The organism is Flavobacterium sp., from assembly GCF_044361065.1.
Taxonomy (GTDB): domain Bacteria; phylum Bacteroidota; class Bacteroidia; order Flavobacteriales; family Flavobacteriaceae; genus Flavobacterium.
Genome location: NZ_JBIKJI010000030.1, coordinates 1 through 17,486, shown reverse-complemented (window position 1 = coordinate 17,486; position 17,486 = coordinate 1). Strand labels below are relative to the sequence as shown.

11 protein-coding genes and 1 pseudogene are annotated in these 17,486 nt (G+C 32.2%); all 12 read left to right on the top strand.

Annotated elements, in window-relative coordinates:
• The first annotated feature begins 398 nt into the window (after positions 1-398).
• A complete protein-coding gene (locus ACIQ11_RS03380) occupies positions 399-1,124 on the top strand; it encodes a hypothetical protein (RefSeq protein WP_396152796.1) in 726 nt (241 codons plus the stop codon).
• A gap of 223 nt (positions 1,125-1,347) precedes the next feature.
• Positions 1,348-2,352 carry an AAA family ATPase gene (locus tag ACIQ11_RS03375; protein ID WP_396152794.1) on the top strand — a complete coding sequence of 335 codons (1,005 nt, stop codon included), beginning with the start codon at positions 1,348-1,350 and terminating at the stop codon, positions 2,350-2,352.
• A gap of 58 nt (positions 2,353-2,410) precedes the next feature.
• On the top strand, positions 2,411-3,277 hold the full coding sequence (locus ACIQ11_RS03370; protein ID WP_396152792.1) for a DUF58 domain-containing protein: 867 nt from the start codon (positions 2,411-2,413) through the stop codon (positions 3,275-3,277).
• Positions 3,277-4,875: a BatD family protein gene (locus tag ACIQ11_RS03365; RefSeq protein ID WP_396152790.1), complete on the top strand. Its 1,599-nt coding sequence runs from the start codon at positions 3,277-3,279 to the stop codon at positions 4,873-4,875. The genes ACIQ11_RS03370 and ACIQ11_RS03365 overlap by 1 nt, the downstream gene beginning before the upstream one ends.
• Positions 4,868-5,869 carry a VWA domain-containing protein gene (locus ACIQ11_RS03360; RefSeq protein ID WP_396152788.1) on the top strand — a complete coding sequence of 334 codons (1,002 nt, stop codon included), beginning with the start codon at positions 4,868-4,870 and terminating at the stop codon, positions 5,867-5,869. The genes ACIQ11_RS03365 and ACIQ11_RS03360 overlap by 8 nt, the downstream gene beginning before the upstream one ends.
• Positions 5,869-7,518, top strand: a complete 1,650-nt coding sequence (locus ACIQ11_RS03355) for a VWA domain-containing protein (RefSeq protein WP_396152786.1) — start codon at positions 5,869-5,871, stop codon at positions 7,516-7,518. Before ACIQ11_RS03360 ends, ACIQ11_RS03355 begins: the two co-directional genes overlap by 1 nt.
• A 287-nt stretch (positions 7,519-7,805) precedes the next feature.
• Positions 7,806-9,539: a BatD family protein gene (locus ACIQ11_RS03350; RefSeq protein ID WP_396152784.1), complete on the top strand. Its 1,734-nt coding sequence runs from the start codon at positions 7,806-7,808 to the stop codon at positions 9,537-9,539.
• Positions 9,540-9,595: 56 nt separating this feature from the next.
• Positions 9,596-11,866 carry a two-component regulator propeller domain-containing protein gene (locus ACIQ11_RS03345; RefSeq protein ID WP_396152782.1) on the top strand — a complete coding sequence of 757 codons (2,271 nt, stop codon included), beginning with the start codon at positions 9,596-9,598 and terminating at the stop codon, positions 11,864-11,866.
• Position 11,867: 1 nt separating this feature from the next.
• Positions 11,868-12,899, top strand: a complete 1,032-nt coding sequence (locus ACIQ11_RS03340; protein ID WP_353079882.1) for a radical SAM protein — start codon at positions 11,868-11,870, stop codon at positions 12,897-12,899.
• Positions 12,899-13,612, top strand: coding sequence for a DNA repair protein RecO (recO, locus tag ACIQ11_RS03335; RefSeq protein WP_396152780.1), 714 nt, complete (start codon positions 12,899-12,901; stop codon positions 13,610-13,612). The genes ACIQ11_RS03340 and recO overlap by 1 nt, the downstream gene beginning before the upstream one ends.
• 79 nt (positions 13,613-13,691) lie before the next feature.
• Entirely contained in the window at positions 13,692-17,192 is a 3,501-nt protein-coding gene (ileS, locus tag ACIQ11_RS03330; RefSeq protein ID WP_396152778.1) for an isoleucine--tRNA ligase, read from the top strand.
• A 55-nt stretch (positions 17,193-17,247) separates the two neighbouring features.
• Positions 17,248-17,486 (top strand): annotated as a pseudogene (locus ACIQ11_RS03325) (TraR/DksA family transcriptional regulator); the annotation flags it as partial.

Here is a 17,486-nt window from a genome sequence, read left to right as displayed (position 1 = left end):
CCAGATGATGTTCAAGATGTGCCGGTAAACGATTACATCCCAGCATTGCTAATACTAGCCATAGCAACGGCCTATTGGTTTTTAAAACCAAAAGCTAAAGCATAAACCAAAAACCGCCTCCAACGAGGCGGTTTTTTTTGAATTGTGAGTGGAGAATTGTTAAGAACTTCCTAATTTTACCTTTTGCCTTCGAGTACCTCAGGCAACGGAATAAAAACATGTTAAATTGATTGTGTTATGGTGGCTGAGGCTCTCGAAGCCACTATCCTTCATTCCCTAATTGTCATTCTGAGCTTGCGAAGAATCTCCTACACAGTAGGCAACCTGTTCACCTGTGAACACAAAACCCTTGACCCCAAACCCTTGAACCTTCATCTAACACCCAACACAAAGAATCTATGGCAAAAACCTCAAAAAACACCTCAAAAAACACAAAATTTAAATACATTTTTTTATATTCGCATTCAATTAGTAAAACAATTATGAAAGCAATAAGCAAATTCCAAATTTTCTTTTTTTTAGTGATGTCTTCATCCCTTTTTGCACAATTTAATGTGAATAATTTATCTCTTGAGGCAGGTCATGGTTATACCGGCGCTATAGGGCCTTATCAAAAATTATATAAATCTAATTTTTCTGGATTTAATCATTTTAATGTGGGAATTAGATATATGTTCAACGAAAAATTTGGCGCAAAAGTAGCCTATAAATTAGACCATTTTGTAAATGACCCTGGAGGAAAAGTTGGAATTACATATAGTGCGGTTGCTGTATCTGGAATTTATAATGTGGGTAAACAATTCGGTTTAACCTATCTAACAAGAGATAAACTAGGAATAAACGCCCACGTAGATGCAGGTGTTGCATTTGGATATATGATTGGACAAAACAAACACGAAAAAATTGGCGTGGTGGGAATTGGACTTACACCAATGTATAACATCTCAAATAAATTTGCCGTAACAGCTGATTTTACTCATAATTTTACTATGAAGCAGCATTATGGATTTGACGGAATTTTACTAAATAAAGATTACACGCCAAAATCTGGAAGTTATTATAATTTTTCAGTTGGGTTAATTTATTATTTAGGGGAAAATAAATACCATTCGGATTGGTATTAAAATCATAAATTTTATAAAAATTTTACGAGCAACTTTTAATTCTTAAACAAGAATAGAAGTTGCTTTTTTTATCCTAAAAACACTAACATTTCTTAATTTTTTCTAAAAAAACATCCAAAAACACATAATTTAACGGACAATTAACAACTTATATAATTTTTATATAGCAACTTGCGTTGTTAAAGTATTTTTTTAAAATTTACAGAAAATAATTCAAAATAAAATGCAAGAAAATAACACAGGTATTGACATTAGTGCGCTTAACGAAAAAATAGAAAACGAAAGTGCTTTTATTGATTTGCTAACTTCAGAATTAAGTAAAGCAATTGTAGGGCAAAAAGTAATGATAGAACGTTTGTTAATTGGCTTATTAGGTCAAGGACACGTTTTGTTAGAAGGAATGCCGGGGTTAGCCAAAACCTTAGTCATAAACACTTTATCTAAAGCCGTTCACGGTAGTTTTCATCGTATTCAATTCACCCCAGATTTGCTTCCAGCAGACGTGGTAGGAACGATGGTGTACAATTTCAAAGAAAATGAATTTTCTGTAAAAAAAGGACCCATTTTTGCCAATTTTGTTCTGGCAGATGAAATCAATAGAGCACCTGCTAAAGTGCAATCTGCTTTATTGGAAGCTATGCAAGAAAAGCAAGTAACAATTGGTGAAACTACGTATAAATTAGACACGCCTTTTTTAGTTTTGGCTACACAAAACCCTGTAGAACAAGAAGGAACATATCCGTTACCAGAAGCACAAGTAGACCGATTTATGCTAAAAACCATTGTCGATTACCCGAAAATGGAGGAGGAACAACTTATTATTCGTAACAGTTTAATGGAAACTACTGCTACTATTAATCCTGTGGTTAGCGTGGCTCAAATTTTAAAAGCCCAACAAACGGTTAAAGAAGTATATATGGACGAGAAAATCGAGAAATATATTTTAGATATTGTTTTCGCTACGCGTTATCCAGAAAAATATAGATTAGAAAACTTAAAACCACTAATTAGTTTTGGTGCATCGCCACGTGGAAGTATCAACTTGGCTTTAGCTGCAAAATGTTATGCTTTTATCAAAAGAAGAGGCTATGTCATCCCTGAAGATGTTAGAGCGGTGGTACACGATGTATTACGCCACAGAATCGGTATTACTTATGAAGCCGAAGCTGAAAATATCACTTCAGAAGACATTATCAATAAAGTTTTAAATCAGGTACAAGTACCTTAATGAAGGAAGAGTTTAAAGTTATTAGTAAAGCGATTGTTACGAAATACTAAACACGAAAATGGAGACGAAAGAGTTACTGAAGAAAGTCAAAAAAATTGAGATTAAAACCCGAAGATTGAGCGATCATATTTTCTCGGGACACTATCACACGTCGTTTAAAGGACGAGGGATGACATTTTCTGAAGTGCGACAATACCAATATGGAGACGATTTTAGAGCTATAGATTGGAATGTTTCCGCAAGAAATAACGATGCCTTTGTTAAAATATTCGAAGAAGAACGCGAATTAACGATGATGTTACTAATCGATTGTTCCGATTCGCAAAGTTTTGGAACTACATCGCAAAGTAAAAATGAGTTGGTAGCTGAAATTGCGGCAACACTTGCATTTTCTGCCACGCAAAACAATGATAAAATTGGTTTAATTTTATTTACCGATGAAATAGAATTATTTATTCCACCAAAAAAAGGAAAATCGCACGTTTTACGAATCATCCGAGAAGTAATTGAATGGCAACCAAAAAGCAAAAAAACTAATGTCGCGGTGGCCTTAGATTTTTTATCGAGTGTCATAAAAAAACGAGCAATTGTATTTTTAATTTCCGATTTTATTACCGCGGATTTTCAAAAACCGTTACAAATTGCTGCTAAAAAACACGATGTAACTGGAATTAGAATTTTTGATTCCCGTGAAAAAAGCCTTCCAAATATAGGAATTGTTCAAGTACAAGATGCCGAAACGGGAGAAAAAATATGGTTAGATACGCAAACAAGCAGTACCCGTTTGGCATACGAGAATAAGTACAAAACGAATGTAGAAAATTGTCAAAATACGTTTAGTAAATGTGCTGCAGGATTAGTTGAAACCGAAGCCAACGAAAGTTATGTAACGAAATTAGTAACCTATTTTAAAAGTAGAGCCTAATGAAGTTACGTCTTTTATATCTGTTTCTTTTTTCAATTTCCGTAGGGTTTTCCCAAACGATAGGGACTACTGTATCTAAAAAGAAAATTAAAATTGGAGAACAAATTCAACTTACGTTAACCACAAAAGTAAACGAAAAAGAGGTTGTGTTTTTCCCTGATTTAGATTCGATAGGCAAATTGGAAGTGGTGCACTCTTTTCCAACAGAAAAAAACAAAAAAGGCAACCAAACCGAATGGAAAAAAAAATACAATCTTACCCAATTTGATGCGGGCACCTATAAAATTCCAGCACTTGAGGTGTTAATTAACACAAAAAAAACCAAGTCAGAAAGTATTGAAATTTACGTAATTGATGTGGAAGTAGATACTACAAAGCAAAAAATGTATGATATTAAAGAAGATGAAAATATCACTTCTAAAACTAAAGAAACATCTCAAGAACTTTCAGATTCTCAACTAATTTTAGGAGTATTTTTTGCTTTTTTCTTAGCAGGCATATTGTATGTAATTTTACGACTAAAACACCGAAATAAAAGCAAAACAGATGCTTATATTTCGCCATATAATAATGCTTTTTTACGTTTTTCAGAAGTAAATACCGAAACAAATTCTAAAGAATTTTATTCCAATATTACACAAATAATAAAATCGTATTTTGAAAAAACGTTAGAATTTTCTGCGTTGGAAAGCACTACTGAACAGTTTATTTTGAAACTAAAAACGGCAGTACATCTTAAAAAATTTAAAATTTCAGAAACGACTATTTCCGAAATTGAAACGTTATTTCTTAAAGCCGATTTAGTTAAATTTGCCAAAATTGTAGTGGATGTAACTTCTCATAGCTCAGACAAAACTGCCGCAGAGAATCTAATAAATGTATTTCACAAAACCTTACCTGTTTCTGAAGAAGAACAACAAATTGCAATAGCTAAAATAGCCGAAGAACAGCAACAAAATAGATATAAAAATATCAGACAAATGGCATTTATTGTAACGTTTTTAGTGGCAATAATTTCTGTAGTTACCTTTTTTGGATGGGAAAATGTAACCAATTATTTTTCAGCAAAAATTAACGGAAAAGATGCCGATTATTATCTAAAAAAAGAATGGATTGTTTCTGAATATGGGTTGCCTGTTTTGCAAGTAGAAACGCCAGAAATTTTAGTTCGTGATTTGGTAACTTCAAAAAATCCAAACATTAAAAATATCGCGCAATTTTCTTGGCAAAATCCAGAGGATAAATTAGCCATTTCGCTACAAACGATTGCTTATAAAGATTCTGTAAAAACAGATTTAAAAGCAATTTTTAATGATGAAATGAGCGAAATGATGCAATTGCAAGCCAATAATATTCAAACAACAGCAAAGAAATTTAAAAATGTAAAGGATATGTCTGGCGATATTTTAGAAGGTACATTTGAAATTAACGAAGCCAACCAAACCAAACAAATGCGATTTTTTACTGTTTTTATTTCGGATAATTTCGGATTACAAAAAGTAAGAATTACTCACGATGCTAAGGACAAATTAGCTAAAGATTTTATAGATCGTGTTACAAATAGTCTTGAACAAGTAAACCAAGAGGAAGATGAATAGTGCTTTTATGCATCCCCATTTTTTATGGCTGTTATTGGTGCTTCCGATAGCGGCGTTTTGGCAATACATAAAAGCGAACAAACAAAATCCAACTATAAAAATCAGCACCACGGAAGGATTATCCATAAAAAAATCGTGGATTATAAAGTGTCGACCGTTTTTGTTTTTGTTAAAACTTGTGGCGTTAGGATTTGTAATTATAGCATTAGCCCGACCAAGAAATACACAAAAATCAAATTTTACCGACAGTAAAAACGGAATTGATATTGTGATTGCTACCGATGTATCGGGAAGTATGCTGGCTACCGATTTTAAACCAAATCGATTAGAAGCCATAAAAAAAGTAGCCGAATCATTTATACAAAAACGAACCAATGATAGAATTGGTTTAGTGGTGTATGCCGGCGAAAGTTATACACGAACTCCAGTAACTTCCGATAAAACAATGTTGTTACAATCCTTAAAAGAAGTGCAATATAACGGCTTGGTACTTCAAGACGGAACTGCTATTGGAATAGGCTTAGGAACCGCCATAAATCGAATTAAAAACAGCAAAGCAAAATCGAAAATCATCATTTTATTAACCGATGGGGTAAATAACGTAGGAAGTTTAGATCCCATTTCAGCAGCAGAAATAGCTAAAGACTTTGGTATAAAAGTCTATACGGTAGGTGTTGGAACAAACGGAATGGCAAATTTTCCAGTAGCAAAAGATAGTAATGGAAACATCGTTTTTCAACCACAAAAAGTGGAAATTGACGAGAAAATTTTACAAGAAATCGCTACGATTACAAAAGGAAAATATTTTAGAGCTACAGATAATACTAAGTTAGAAGCCATTTACGAAGAAATTGATGGTTTAGAAAAATCTAAAATTATAGAAAACCGCTTGATGCTATTTGACGAACAATTTCGTAGTTGGCTACTAATAGGGTTGTTTTTTCTTGTTTTAGAAATGGTTTTAAGTCGAACGCTATTTAAAAGTTTTATCTAATGTTTGAATTTGAATCGCCATATTATTTTATTTTAGTGTTACTACTTCCAATTGGATTAGTGGCACAGAAAGCCTATGTGAAATGGCAAACGGAAAAACAAGCGGTATTTAGCGAGCCAAAAGCCCTTGAAAAATTGCTTGTAAATTCACCAAAACAGATATCGCGTATTAAATTTATGTTCCAAATAATGGCTGTTTTTTTCATTGTTTTGGCGTTAGTAAATCCGAAATTGGGTTCAAAAGTTGAAACAGTTCCTGCAAAAGGAGTAGAAATTGTATTTGCTATTGATGTTTCAAAAAGTATGTTGTGTAAAGACATTCAGCCCAACCGCTTGGAAAAATCCAAGCAAATAATGACACAAATGATTGAATCTATTGGAAGTGATAGAATTGGGATTGTAGCTTATGCGGGTAGCGCCTATCCTGTTTTACCAATGACAACAGATTATGAATTGGCAAAAATGTTTACACAAAGTATCAATACTAATTTAATTTCTTCGCAAGGAACGGCTATTGAAAGTGCCATTCAAACCAGTGTGGATTTCTTTGATAATCCAACTTCGGGGAAAGCTATTATTTTATTTTCAGATGGTGAAGACCATCAAAATGCTTCTTTTGATATTTCTAAAATAACAAAAGAAAAAAATGTGAAAATTATAACAGTTGGAGTAGGAACCGCAAATGGCGGAACGATTGAATTTGAAGACGAACTCGGATTTCAACAAGTTAAAAAAGATAAAAACGGACAAGTTGTAATTACAAAACTAAATCAGGAAATTTTACAGAAAATAGCTTCAGAAACCAACGGAACGTATTGCAATGACAATCAAATTTCAAAAGTAGTTGCTTCAATAAAATCGGCATTAGCATCCGTAAAACAACAAGAATTTAAAGCCCAACAATTGGCACAAAAACAATCGCAATTTCAGTGGTTTTTAGGCATTGCATTTTTATTGCTCTTGCTCGAATTTTTTATTACAAATAGTAATTTTAACAACAAAAATTGGTTTTCAAAACACCAGGCACATCTATTTTTACTTGTATTTTTAACTTCAGGAACGGCCTTTTCTCAAGAAAAAAACACAGATAATTCGCAACAAAAAGAAAAGCAATTACGTTGGATAAAAGCCAAAGAAAAAAAACAAAAACAACCTGCAGAATATAATTTAGGAAACACCATTTATAAAAATAAAAAGTATGTTGAAGCGATAAGCAATTATAAAAATGCCGCTTTAATAGCAAACACTTCTGCACAAAAACACAAAGCGTATCATAATTTAGGAAACGCATATATGCAAGATAAAAATTATAAATTGGCAGTTGCATCTTACAAAAATGCTTTAAAGGCGAACGCTAAAGATGAAAAAACCAGATACAATTTAGCGTTAGCAAAAAAATTATTAAAAAAATATCCGCCAAAACCAAATCCGAAAAATAAAAACAAGAAAAAAAACCAAAAAGACAAAAAGCAACAAGACAAACAAGACAATAAAAACAAAGAAAAAAGTCAACCAAAAAAACCAAGCGCAAACAAACAACGGATGGATAACGTACTAAAAGCAATTAGCAACGAAGAAAAAAAAGTACAGGAAAAAGTAAACGCAAATAAAACAAAAACGAACACAACAAGTACAGAAAAAGATTGGTAAAATGATAAACACATAGAAACATAGATTAAGAATTGTTTTTAAAGAAGTTTTATTTCGAATTTACTGTAAATAAAAAACAGATGTAACCATTTAGAAATTGAGAAAATTAAGGGATAACTAAATAAACTTAATGTCTTAATGGTTAAATTCAAGTAGTAATTTGAAACTTAAATGAAGTATTTAATTTATTCATTTTAGTCAACTTAGCTATGTTTGCTTTAAATAAGTGAAACGCCTTTCCATAAAAATAAAACTATGTTTCTATGTGGTTAAAAAAGATTTATAAAATGAATGCATTAATTAAAATAGTATTAACTTTTATACTGCTTCCTTTTTTAGCTTTAAGTCAGGTAAAATTAGAGGTAAAAGCTGAAAAAACGAACCTTAAAATTGGTGAAGTAATTCAGGTTACTTATATTTTTAACGAAGAAGGCTCAAACTTCACACCTCCTAATTTTAATGGGTTTAATAAAGGTGGTTCGTACGTTTCTTCTAATGAAGAATACATAAATGGGGATTATGCCATACAACAAGTATATACCTATGTAATTCAGGCGGCCAAAGCAGGAAGATTACTTATTTCTCCAGCAACAATTAAATTTAATGGAAAAACCTATGCATCAAAACCTGTAGCCGTTTCTGTTTCCAACGAAAAAGCTGCCGATGCCATACAGAGAAACCAAAATACAACAACTGCTTCTAAATCCATTTCCTCAAACAAGTCGATTTCTGGCGCGAATAATTTATTATTTATTGATGTTGAAGTTAGTAAATCCAACGCCTATGTAAACGAACCTGTTGAGGTAAATTATCGCATTTATTTAGTACCCAATTTAGAAATTGAGTTAAATAAAAATATGGTGACAAAATTTAATAATTTTTGGAGTCAAACCGAAGATGTGCAAGGCGGATGGGAGCGAATGGTTGTAAACAATAGGGTATATAAATCTAAGATTTTCAAGAAAGCCATTTTGTACCCTCAAAAAACTGGGAAACTTCAAATATCGCCTATTACTTTAGACTTAAACATAAGTTATCCTACAGGTGATGTAGACTTTTTTGGCGATCCAGAATATGATGTGGCCAGAAGAGAAATTGTTTCTAATACGAAATACCTTCAGGTTCTTGCCTTACCAGAAAAGGGAAAGCCCGAAAACTTCACAGGTGCTGTTGGAACTTTTGATTTTCAAGCAAATGTATCTAAAAACAATTTAAAATCAGGCGAGTCCTTGCAATTAGACTTGATTGTTTCTGGAACTGGAAATTTAAAATTGTTCGAGATCCCTAAACCTAATTTACCAGCTAATTTTGAAATTTACGAGCCGCAACATCAAGAATTTGTGAACGAAAATATGAATGGAATTTCTGGAAAAATCAAAGATAGTTATACCATTATCCCACAAGAAAAAGGGGATTTCAAATTAAAACCACAGTATTTTTCATTTTTCGATGTCAAATCAAAAACCTACAAAACCATTTCATCTGAAGCTATAGATTTAGAAGTACTTCAAGGAGAAAATCAAGCGAATGTTACCTCGGTTTCAAAATCTAATTTAGCTGAAAAATCTCAAAAAACAGAACCAACATCAGGTTTTGAATTTTCGTTTATGCATTTTATTGGAGGTGTTACTTTAGCAGGATTGACTTTATTGTTTTTTGCATTAAAAAGAAACAAATCGGAAACTGATGAAGAGGTAAAAACAGAAATAAAATCTGTAAAAAAGGATTTTTCTGTAAACGATATGCAACAATTTATAACAAATAAAGAAGTGTTTTATCAGGAAATGGAACTTAAAATCAATGCGTTTTTACATTATAAATTTGGTTTAGAAAAAGCAGAATTAAATAAAGAAAACATCATTCAAAAATTTCAGGAAAACCACATTTCTCTAGAAAACACAAACGATTTTATTGGGCTGTTGCAAAACTGCGAAAAAGCAAGATATATGCCAACATCTGATGGAAATATGCAATCGGATTTTAAAAAATTACAAGAGTTAGTACAAATTATTAACGTGTAAAGGCAATAATCGTAATATAATTTTGTTTAGTGTATATTTGTAGTTCAACTTATTTTATGAAAAAAGTAGTTTCCTATTTATTTTTATGTTTTTCATTGCTTTCTTTTTCGCAACAGAAATTATGGAAAGGCTATTTTTCATATAATGAAATTACAGATGTCTGTATTTCTGACCAAAAGGTATATTCCAGCACAAAAAATTCAGTATTTAACAAAGACGTTTCCTCAAATATTTTAACCACTTTTACTTCAATAAACGATGTAAAACCAGACGAAATTACCGCTATTTTCCAAACATCAAATAATTATACTTTAATTGGAAATAAAAATGGTTTAATAATTCTTATAAAACCTGATGGCAACACATTAAACAAAGTAGATATTATTACCGATGTACCAGTACCCGCCAACAGTAAAAAAATAAACGATTTTTACGAACATAACGGAAAAGTATATGTGTCTACACAATACGGAATTACAGTAATTAAATTGTCTAATTTTGAAATTGAAAACAGTTTTTATATTGGAAATTCAGGAGAATTTATAGATGTTTTACAAACAACAGTTTTTAATAATGAAATTTTTGCCGTAACCCGAACACAAGGCATAAAAAAAGCAAGTATAAACAACCCATTTTTATACGATTTTTCGCAATGGTCGGTTTTTAATTTAGGAAACTGGTCAAGTTTAGTAGTTTTTAGTAATCAACTAATTGCAACGGATTTTTCTACCAATATTTATAAATTTGTTGGAAATACACCACAAGTTTTTAGCACACATTTCACGGTTCCATTAAAGCTAAGAACCGATGGCGAATATTTAACTTTTACTGGTCAGTTTCAAGTAAATGTATATAATAGTAGTTTGACACTTATAGCATCTACATTTCAAGTAACTGGTGCTTCAGAACTACTTACTTGTGCCATAACTAAAAATGATAAATTATATATTGGAACTGCAAAAAACGGATTATATGAAGCGCCTTTAAGCAGTAATTTAGTTTTTACCAACATTTCACCAAACGGACCCATTGAAGATTTGGCTTTTAAAGTAACCAAAACCAAAAACGACATATGGTTAACTCACGGAAGTTATGACAGAACCTACACGCCAGATTATAAATTACAAGGCATTAGTATTTTTAACACGAATTTGGGTTGGAATAAAATCCCAAACACCGAAGTAGCAGGTGCTGTTACGCTAGCTGCAATAGTAGAAAACCCAAGAAATAACAGTGAAGTTTTTGTAGCTTCTGGACACAGTGGTTTGTTGAAATTTACAAATAAAACAAATCCTTTTTTATTCAATCAAACCAATTTTTTAGAATCGTTACTGTTGCCGCCGCCAAATCAAAACTTTGTGTCAGTGCGAATTAACGGAATGAAATACGACAAAGTTGGTAATTTATGGCTTACAAATGCCCTAGTAGACAACGGTCTAAAAGTCCTAAAAAACAATAATACTTGGCAATCGTATAATTTAAGTGCGGTAATTCAAAACCCCACCGCATTGCATTATGGTAACATAGATATTGATAAAAACGGAACAAAATGGGCCGCTACGTATGGAGGTGGCGTACTTGCTTTTAATGAAAAACACAATAATAAATTTATAATTATTAACGAAGAAAACGGAAATTTACCCAACAACGACGTGCGATGTGTGGCTGTAGATAACAAAAACCAACTTTGGATTGGAACGTTTAAAGGGTTACGAATTTTAAATAGCGTAGACAGATTTATTTCCGAAACAGCATTAACAACAACGAACATTGTCATTCAGGATGGCGATTTAGCTCAAGAATTATTTTACCAACAAGTAATTCAAGATATTAAAGTAGATGGTGCAAACAACAAATGGGTAGCTATTGCAGATGCTGGAGTTTTTCAAGTTAGTGCAAATGGACAAACAACTTTACGAAGATTTACAAAAGACAATTCGCCATTACCCAGTAACAATGTGTTAGATATTGAAATTGATGAGGTTTCAGGCGAAGTGTTTTTTGCTACAGATAAAGGATTGGTTTCTTTTTTAGGTTCTGCCACAAAAGGAGACGACGATTTACAAAATGTATACATATATCCAAATCCGGTTCGACCAGAATATTCAGGAACAGTAAAAATTTCCGGATTGATGGACAAAGTAAATTTAAAAATCACAGATATTGAAGGAAATTTAGTTTTTGAAACAACCTCTTCAGGCGGAACGGTAGAATGGGATACCACTGCGTTTGGAAAATATAAAGTAGCCTCTGGCGTATATATGGTTTTTGTTTCGTCAAGCGATGCCGCAGAAACTACGGTAAAAAAAATAATGATAATTAGATAATATGGATTTTTATAAAATTTTAAGAGCAGTACAAAACATTAAAAGCCATAGAGTCAAGTTTTTTGGATTGTGGGTGTTTAATATTTTAAACAAAAGGTATTTAAACGTTCAGTTTGATCCTGTTTTAGCATGTAATTTTAAATGTAAAATGTGCTATTTTACAGACCCAGAAGCCATAAAAAAATTAAAAGGAATTTTTAAAAAAGAAGAATTAGAGATTATTGCAAAACAAGTTTTTCAAAACACCTTGAAACTTCAAATTGGTTGTGGGGCTGAACCTACATTATTTAAATATAATTTAGAAATAATCCAACTTGCTAAAAAATATAATATTCCATATATATCTATGGTAACTAATGGAAATTTACTAACCAAAGAAACCATAAATTCTTATGCTTCAAACGGATTAAATGAATTTATTTTGTCCATGCATGGTGTTAAAAAGGAAACCTATGAAGATTTTATGGACAAAGGTAATTATGCCAAATTTCATGAGATATTACAATTAATTAATCAAGAAAAAAAAGTAAATAAGCAGTTACAATTACGAATTAATTATACTTTTAATAAAGATAATATACTTGAACTAAATGAATTTTTTGATTTTTTTGGAAATTACACTATTGACACTCTCCAATTAAGACCTATAGATAAAATTGGAAATACTTTATACAATAATTTTGATTTAACTAGTGTTGAGTTTGAATATAAAAACATAGTGAACAAATTTGCAAGTGAAGCAAAAGATAGAAAAATAAATTTTATTGCTCAATCTAGTATAAAAAGAGTGGTAAACAACGAAAACCCTGTTGAAAGTAATAATAACAACTCCTATTTAATGCCGTTTGTAAATTGTTATATTTCTCCAGAATTTTTTTGGAAACCAGATTTTAATTGGCGCAAAAGCACATTTAAACAATGGAAAAAAGAGCACAATTGGAACAGTAAAATTTTTAAAAACATATTTATTGGTAAAAAAAACATTTCCAAAATAAACAGAAATTTACTCAACTATAATGTAGATTTTAACTAATGCAAACAAAAACCAAAGCCATTGTTTTAAGTGCTATTAAGTACCAAGAAAAAAGTTTAATTGTAAAATGCTTTACCCAATCAGACGGGTTGAAATCTTATTTTATCCCAAGTGCTTTTTCTTCCAAAAAGTCCAACCAAAAAATAGCGTATTTTCAACCATTCAACCTTTTAGAAATAGAAGCCAACCATAAAAATAAAGGCACTTTAGAGCACTTTAAAGAAGTAAAACTCGCCTACAATTATCAAAATATAAATACGGATATTGTAAAAAGCGCTATGGTTTTTTTTCTTTCGGAAGTAGTACATAACAGTATTTTTGAAGAAGAAAAAAACGAGAATTTATTTTCATTTTTAGAAACGTCTTTGTTATGGTTAGATGCAAATGATTCCATCTCAAATTTCCACCTTATTTTTCTATTAGAACTCACCAAATTTTTAGGATTTTATCCGCAAATACAAGAAACAGATTTCGCCTATTTTGAAATGATTGACGGTGTTTTTTCTCCCTTTCAAGGCACAAGCTGTTTAAATGAACACGAAACAAAGTTGCTTAAAAAAACCTTGTTATTAAAATATGACGACAATCAAAAAGTGTTTGCTGGGGTAGAGCGTCAAATAGTATTAAAAATTCTTTTGGATTATTATGCCATTCACTTAGATGGCTTCAAAAAACCAAAATCGTTAGACGTCCTAAAAGAAGTTTTTTCTTAACCTACAACTTTTGCCTTATACCTTTTGCCTTTTCTCATTAAATCCTTACTTTCGCAAATTGAATTAAGATAGCGATAAAATGAGTACAAAATTTACGGAATATAAAGGACTTGACTTGCCAACTGTGGCATCAGAAGTTCTTGATTTTTGGAAGGAAAACAACATCTTTGAAAAAAGTGTATCTACACGTGAAGGAAACCAACCATTTGTATTTTTTGAAGGACCACCTTCTGCAAACGGATTGCCTGGAATTCACCACGTAATGGCGCGCGCGATTAAAGATATTTTTTGTCGATATAAAACTCAAAAAGGATTTCAAGTTAAGCGTAAAGCAGGCTGGGACACTCACGGATTACCTGTAGAATTAGGTACTGAAGCCGCTTTAGGAATTACAAAAGAAGATATTGGAAAAACCATTTCCGTTTCAGATTACAACGAAGCGTGTAAGAAAACAGTTATGCGATACACCGACGTGTGGAATGACTTAACTGAAAAAATGGGCTATTGGGTAGATATGGAAGATCCGTATGTAACTTACAAATCCAAATATATGGAATCGGTTTGGTGGCTACTAAAACAAATTTACAACAAAGATTTGCTTTACAAAGGGTACACCATTCAACCGTATTCGCCAAAAGCAGGAACAGGTTTGTCTTCGCACGAAGTCAATCAGCCTGGTTCGTATCGTGATGTGACGGATACGACTGTAGTAGCGCAATTTAAAACCAAAAACGAAACGTTACCAAACTTTTTACAAGGTTTTGGAGACATACATATTTTAGCTTGGACAACCACGCCTTGGACATTGCCATCAAATACCGCATTAACTGTTGGACCAAAAATTGACTATGTTTTAGTACAAACATTTAATCAATATACTTTTGAACCTGTAAACGTTATTCTAGCTAAGAATTTAGTAGGAAAACAGTTTGGAAAAGGATTTTTTGAAAGTGATGACTTTTTTGACTTTTTTAATATTCCTAAAAAAGTTGATACTGATTCAGTAAATATCCAAGCTATAAAAGAGATATATTCTACCAAAGAAGTTGATGGTGTTGTTGATTTTATTAATTTAATGAAAAACATAAACACAAAATTACCTTATAGAGTATTAAGTGAATGTAAAGGTTCAGATTTAGTTGGAATTCGTTACGAACAATTGATGCCATTAGCATTACCGTATCAAAACCCAGAAAATGCCTTTCGAGTAATTGCTGGAGATTTCGTAACTACCGAAGACGGAACTGGAATCGTTCACACCGCACCTACTTTTGGTGCAGATGATGCAAAAGTAGCCAAAGAAGCAACTCCAGAAGTACCACCAATGTTGGTATTAGATGAAAATGGAAATGCAGTTCCTTTAGTGGATTTGCAAGGGAAATTCATTTCTAATTTAGGCGAATATTCTGGGAAATACGTTAAAAACGAATATTACAATGAAGGTGAAGCACCAGAACGCTCTGCCGATGTAGAAATTGTTATCCAATTAAAAGAAGAAAACAAAGCCTTTAAGGTTGAAAAATACGTTCACAGTTACCCACATTGTTGGCGAACAGACAAACCTATTCTATATTATCCGTTAGATTCTTGGTTCATTAAAGTAACCGAAATCAAAGATAGAATGTTCGATTTAAACGAAACCATCAACTGGAAGCCAAAAGCAACAGGTGAAGGACGTTTTGGAAATTGGTTGAAAAATGCCAATGATTGGAACTTATCGCGTTCAAGATATTGGGGAATTCCTTTGCCAATATGGAGAAACGAAGAAGGCACTGAAGAAATTTTAGTAGGTTCTGTAGCAGAATTAGTTCAAGAAATTGAAAAAGCAATTGCCGCTGGTTTTATGACTGAAAATCCATTTAAAGGATTCGAAATCGGAAATATGACTGAAGAAAATTACGATTTAGTCGATTTACATAAAAATGTTGTAGATGATATTATCTTGGTTTCTGCATCTGGCAAACCAATGAAACGTGAAACTGATTTAATTGATGTTTGGTTCGATTCGGGTGCTATGCCTTATGCACAATGGCATTATCCTTTCGAAAATAAGGAAAAAATTGACGAAAACAAAGATTTTCCTGCCGATTTCATTGCAGAAGGAGTAGATCAAACACGTGGTTGGTTTTATACCTTACACGCCATTTCTACGTTAGTTTTTGATAAAATTGCATATAAAAATGTGGTTTCTAATGGGTTAGTATTAGACAAAAACGGACAAAAAATGTCGAAACGTTTAGGTAATGCTGTCGATCCATTTGATACGTTAGCCGAATATGGCCCTGATGCTACGCGTTGGTATATGATTTCAAATGCCAATCCGTGGGACAATTTAAAATTCGATTTAGAAGGTATTGCTGAGGTACGTAGAAAATTCTTTGGAACACTTTATAACACCTATTCTTTCTTTGTTTTATATGCTAATATTGATGGTTTTAACTACAGCGAAGCCGAAGTTCCTTTAGCAGAACGACCAGAAATTGACCGTTGGATTTTATCGGAATTACATACGCTTATTCAAATAGTTGATGCTGCTTATGCAGATTACGAACCTACTCGTGCGACAAGAGCTATTTCTGATTTTGTGCAAGAGAATTTAAGTAATTGGTACGTGCGTTTATGCCGTCGAAGATTTTGGAAAGGCGACTATGCTCAAGACAAAATTGCCGCCTATCAGACGCTTTATACCTGCTTAGAAACGGTTGCAAAATTAGCCGCGCCGGTTGCACCGTTCTTTATGGACAGACTGTATAAAGACCTGAATGCCAATACTAATAAGGAAAATTTTGAAAGTATACACTTATCTGTTTTCCCAGTTTCGGTTGAAAACTTTGTTGATAAATCATTAGAAAGTAGAATGCAGAAAGCACAAACGATTTCTTCGTTGGTTTTATCACTTCGTAAGAAAGAAATGATAAAAGTACGTCAGCCGTTACAAAGAGTAATGATTCCAGTGCTTGACGCTACTTTTAAAGCAGAAATTTTAGCTATTGAAGACTTAATTAAAGCTGAAGTTAATGTAAAAGAAATAGAATTATTAGAAGACGCATCAGGGGTATTAATTAAACAAATTAAACCGAATTTTAAAGCATTAGGACCTCGTTTTGGTAAAGATATGGGCTTGATTGCCAAAGAGATACAGTCATTTACGCAAGATCAAATTAATGAATTAGATAAAACAGGCGAATTAACAATTTCTACTTCTGAAAAAAGTATTACTTTAACAGTCGAAGATGTGGAGATTTCTTCTCAAGATATTCCGGGTTGGTTAGTAGCCAATTCAAACGGAATTACAGTAGCTTTAGACATTACAATTTCTGAAGAATTACGTAAGGAAGGAATAGCGAGAGAGTTAGTCAACAGAATTCAAAATATTCGTAAAGATTCTGGTTTTGAAGTTACAGATAAAATTAAAGTTCAAATTCTAAAAAATGATAGTATTGAACAAGCGGTACTCGCAAATGAATCGTACATCAAATCAGAAACACTAACAAATGAACTAATTTTTGTATCAGAAATAAATAATGGTACGGAAATTGAGTTTGATGAGTTAAAAACAATACTATTAATTTCAAAATAATAAAACCTTTTGGGGCTATTTGATTGAAATAATAAATTTTAAAAAAATGTCAATTATGATAGATCAACAAATAAGATTCTCAGACGCAGAATTACAAGAATTCAAGGAATTAATTAATTTAAAGTTAGACAAAGCTAAAAACGACTTAGAATTAATTAAAAGTGCGTATTTAAACGATTCTAATAACGGAACGGAAGATACTTCTCCAACATTCAAAGCGTTTGAAGAAGGTAGTGAAACGATGAGTAAAGAAGCGAATTCGCAATTGGCTATTCGTCAAGAAAAATTTATTCG

Bases quoted from the DNA above. Each gene is read 5' to 3' on its own strand.
- ACIQ11_RS03380 (WP_396152796.1), top strand. From the start codon at position 399: ATGGCAAAAACCTCAAAAAACACCTCAAAAAACACAAAATTTAAATAC.
- ACIQ11_RS03375 (WP_396152794.1), top strand. From the start codon at position 1,348: ATGCAAGAAAATAACACAGGTATTGACATTAGTGCGCTTAACGAAAAA.
- ACIQ11_RS03370 (WP_396152792.1), top strand. From the start codon at position 2,411: ATGGAGACGAAAGAGTTACTGAAGAAAGTCAAAAAAATTGAGATTAAA.
- ACIQ11_RS03365 (WP_396152790.1), top strand. From the start codon at position 3,277: ATGAAGTTACGTCTTTTATATCTGTTTCTTTTTTCAATTTCCGTAGGG.
- ACIQ11_RS03360 (WP_396152788.1), top strand. From the start codon at position 4,868: ATGAATAGTGCTTTTATGCATCCCCATTTTTTATGGCTGTTATTGGTG.
- ACIQ11_RS03355 (WP_396152786.1), top strand. From the start codon at position 5,869: ATGTTTGAATTTGAATCGCCATATTATTTTATTTTAGTGTTACTACTT.
- ACIQ11_RS03350 (WP_396152784.1), top strand. From the start codon at position 7,806: ATGAATGCATTAATTAAAATAGTATTAACTTTTATACTGCTTCCTTTT.
- ACIQ11_RS03345 (WP_396152782.1), top strand. From the start codon at position 9,596: ATGAAAAAAGTAGTTTCCTATTTATTTTTATGTTTTTCATTGCTTTCT.
- ACIQ11_RS03340 (WP_353079882.1), top strand. From the start codon at position 11,868: ATGGATTTTTATAAAATTTTAAGAGCAGTACAAAACATTAAAAGCCAT.
- recO (WP_396152780.1), top strand. From the start codon at position 12,899: ATGCAAACAAAAACCAAAGCCATTGTTTTAAGTGCTATTAAGTACCAA.
- ileS (WP_396152778.1), top strand. From the start codon at position 13,692: ATGAGTACAAAATTTACGGAATATAAAGGACTTGACTTGCCAACTGTG.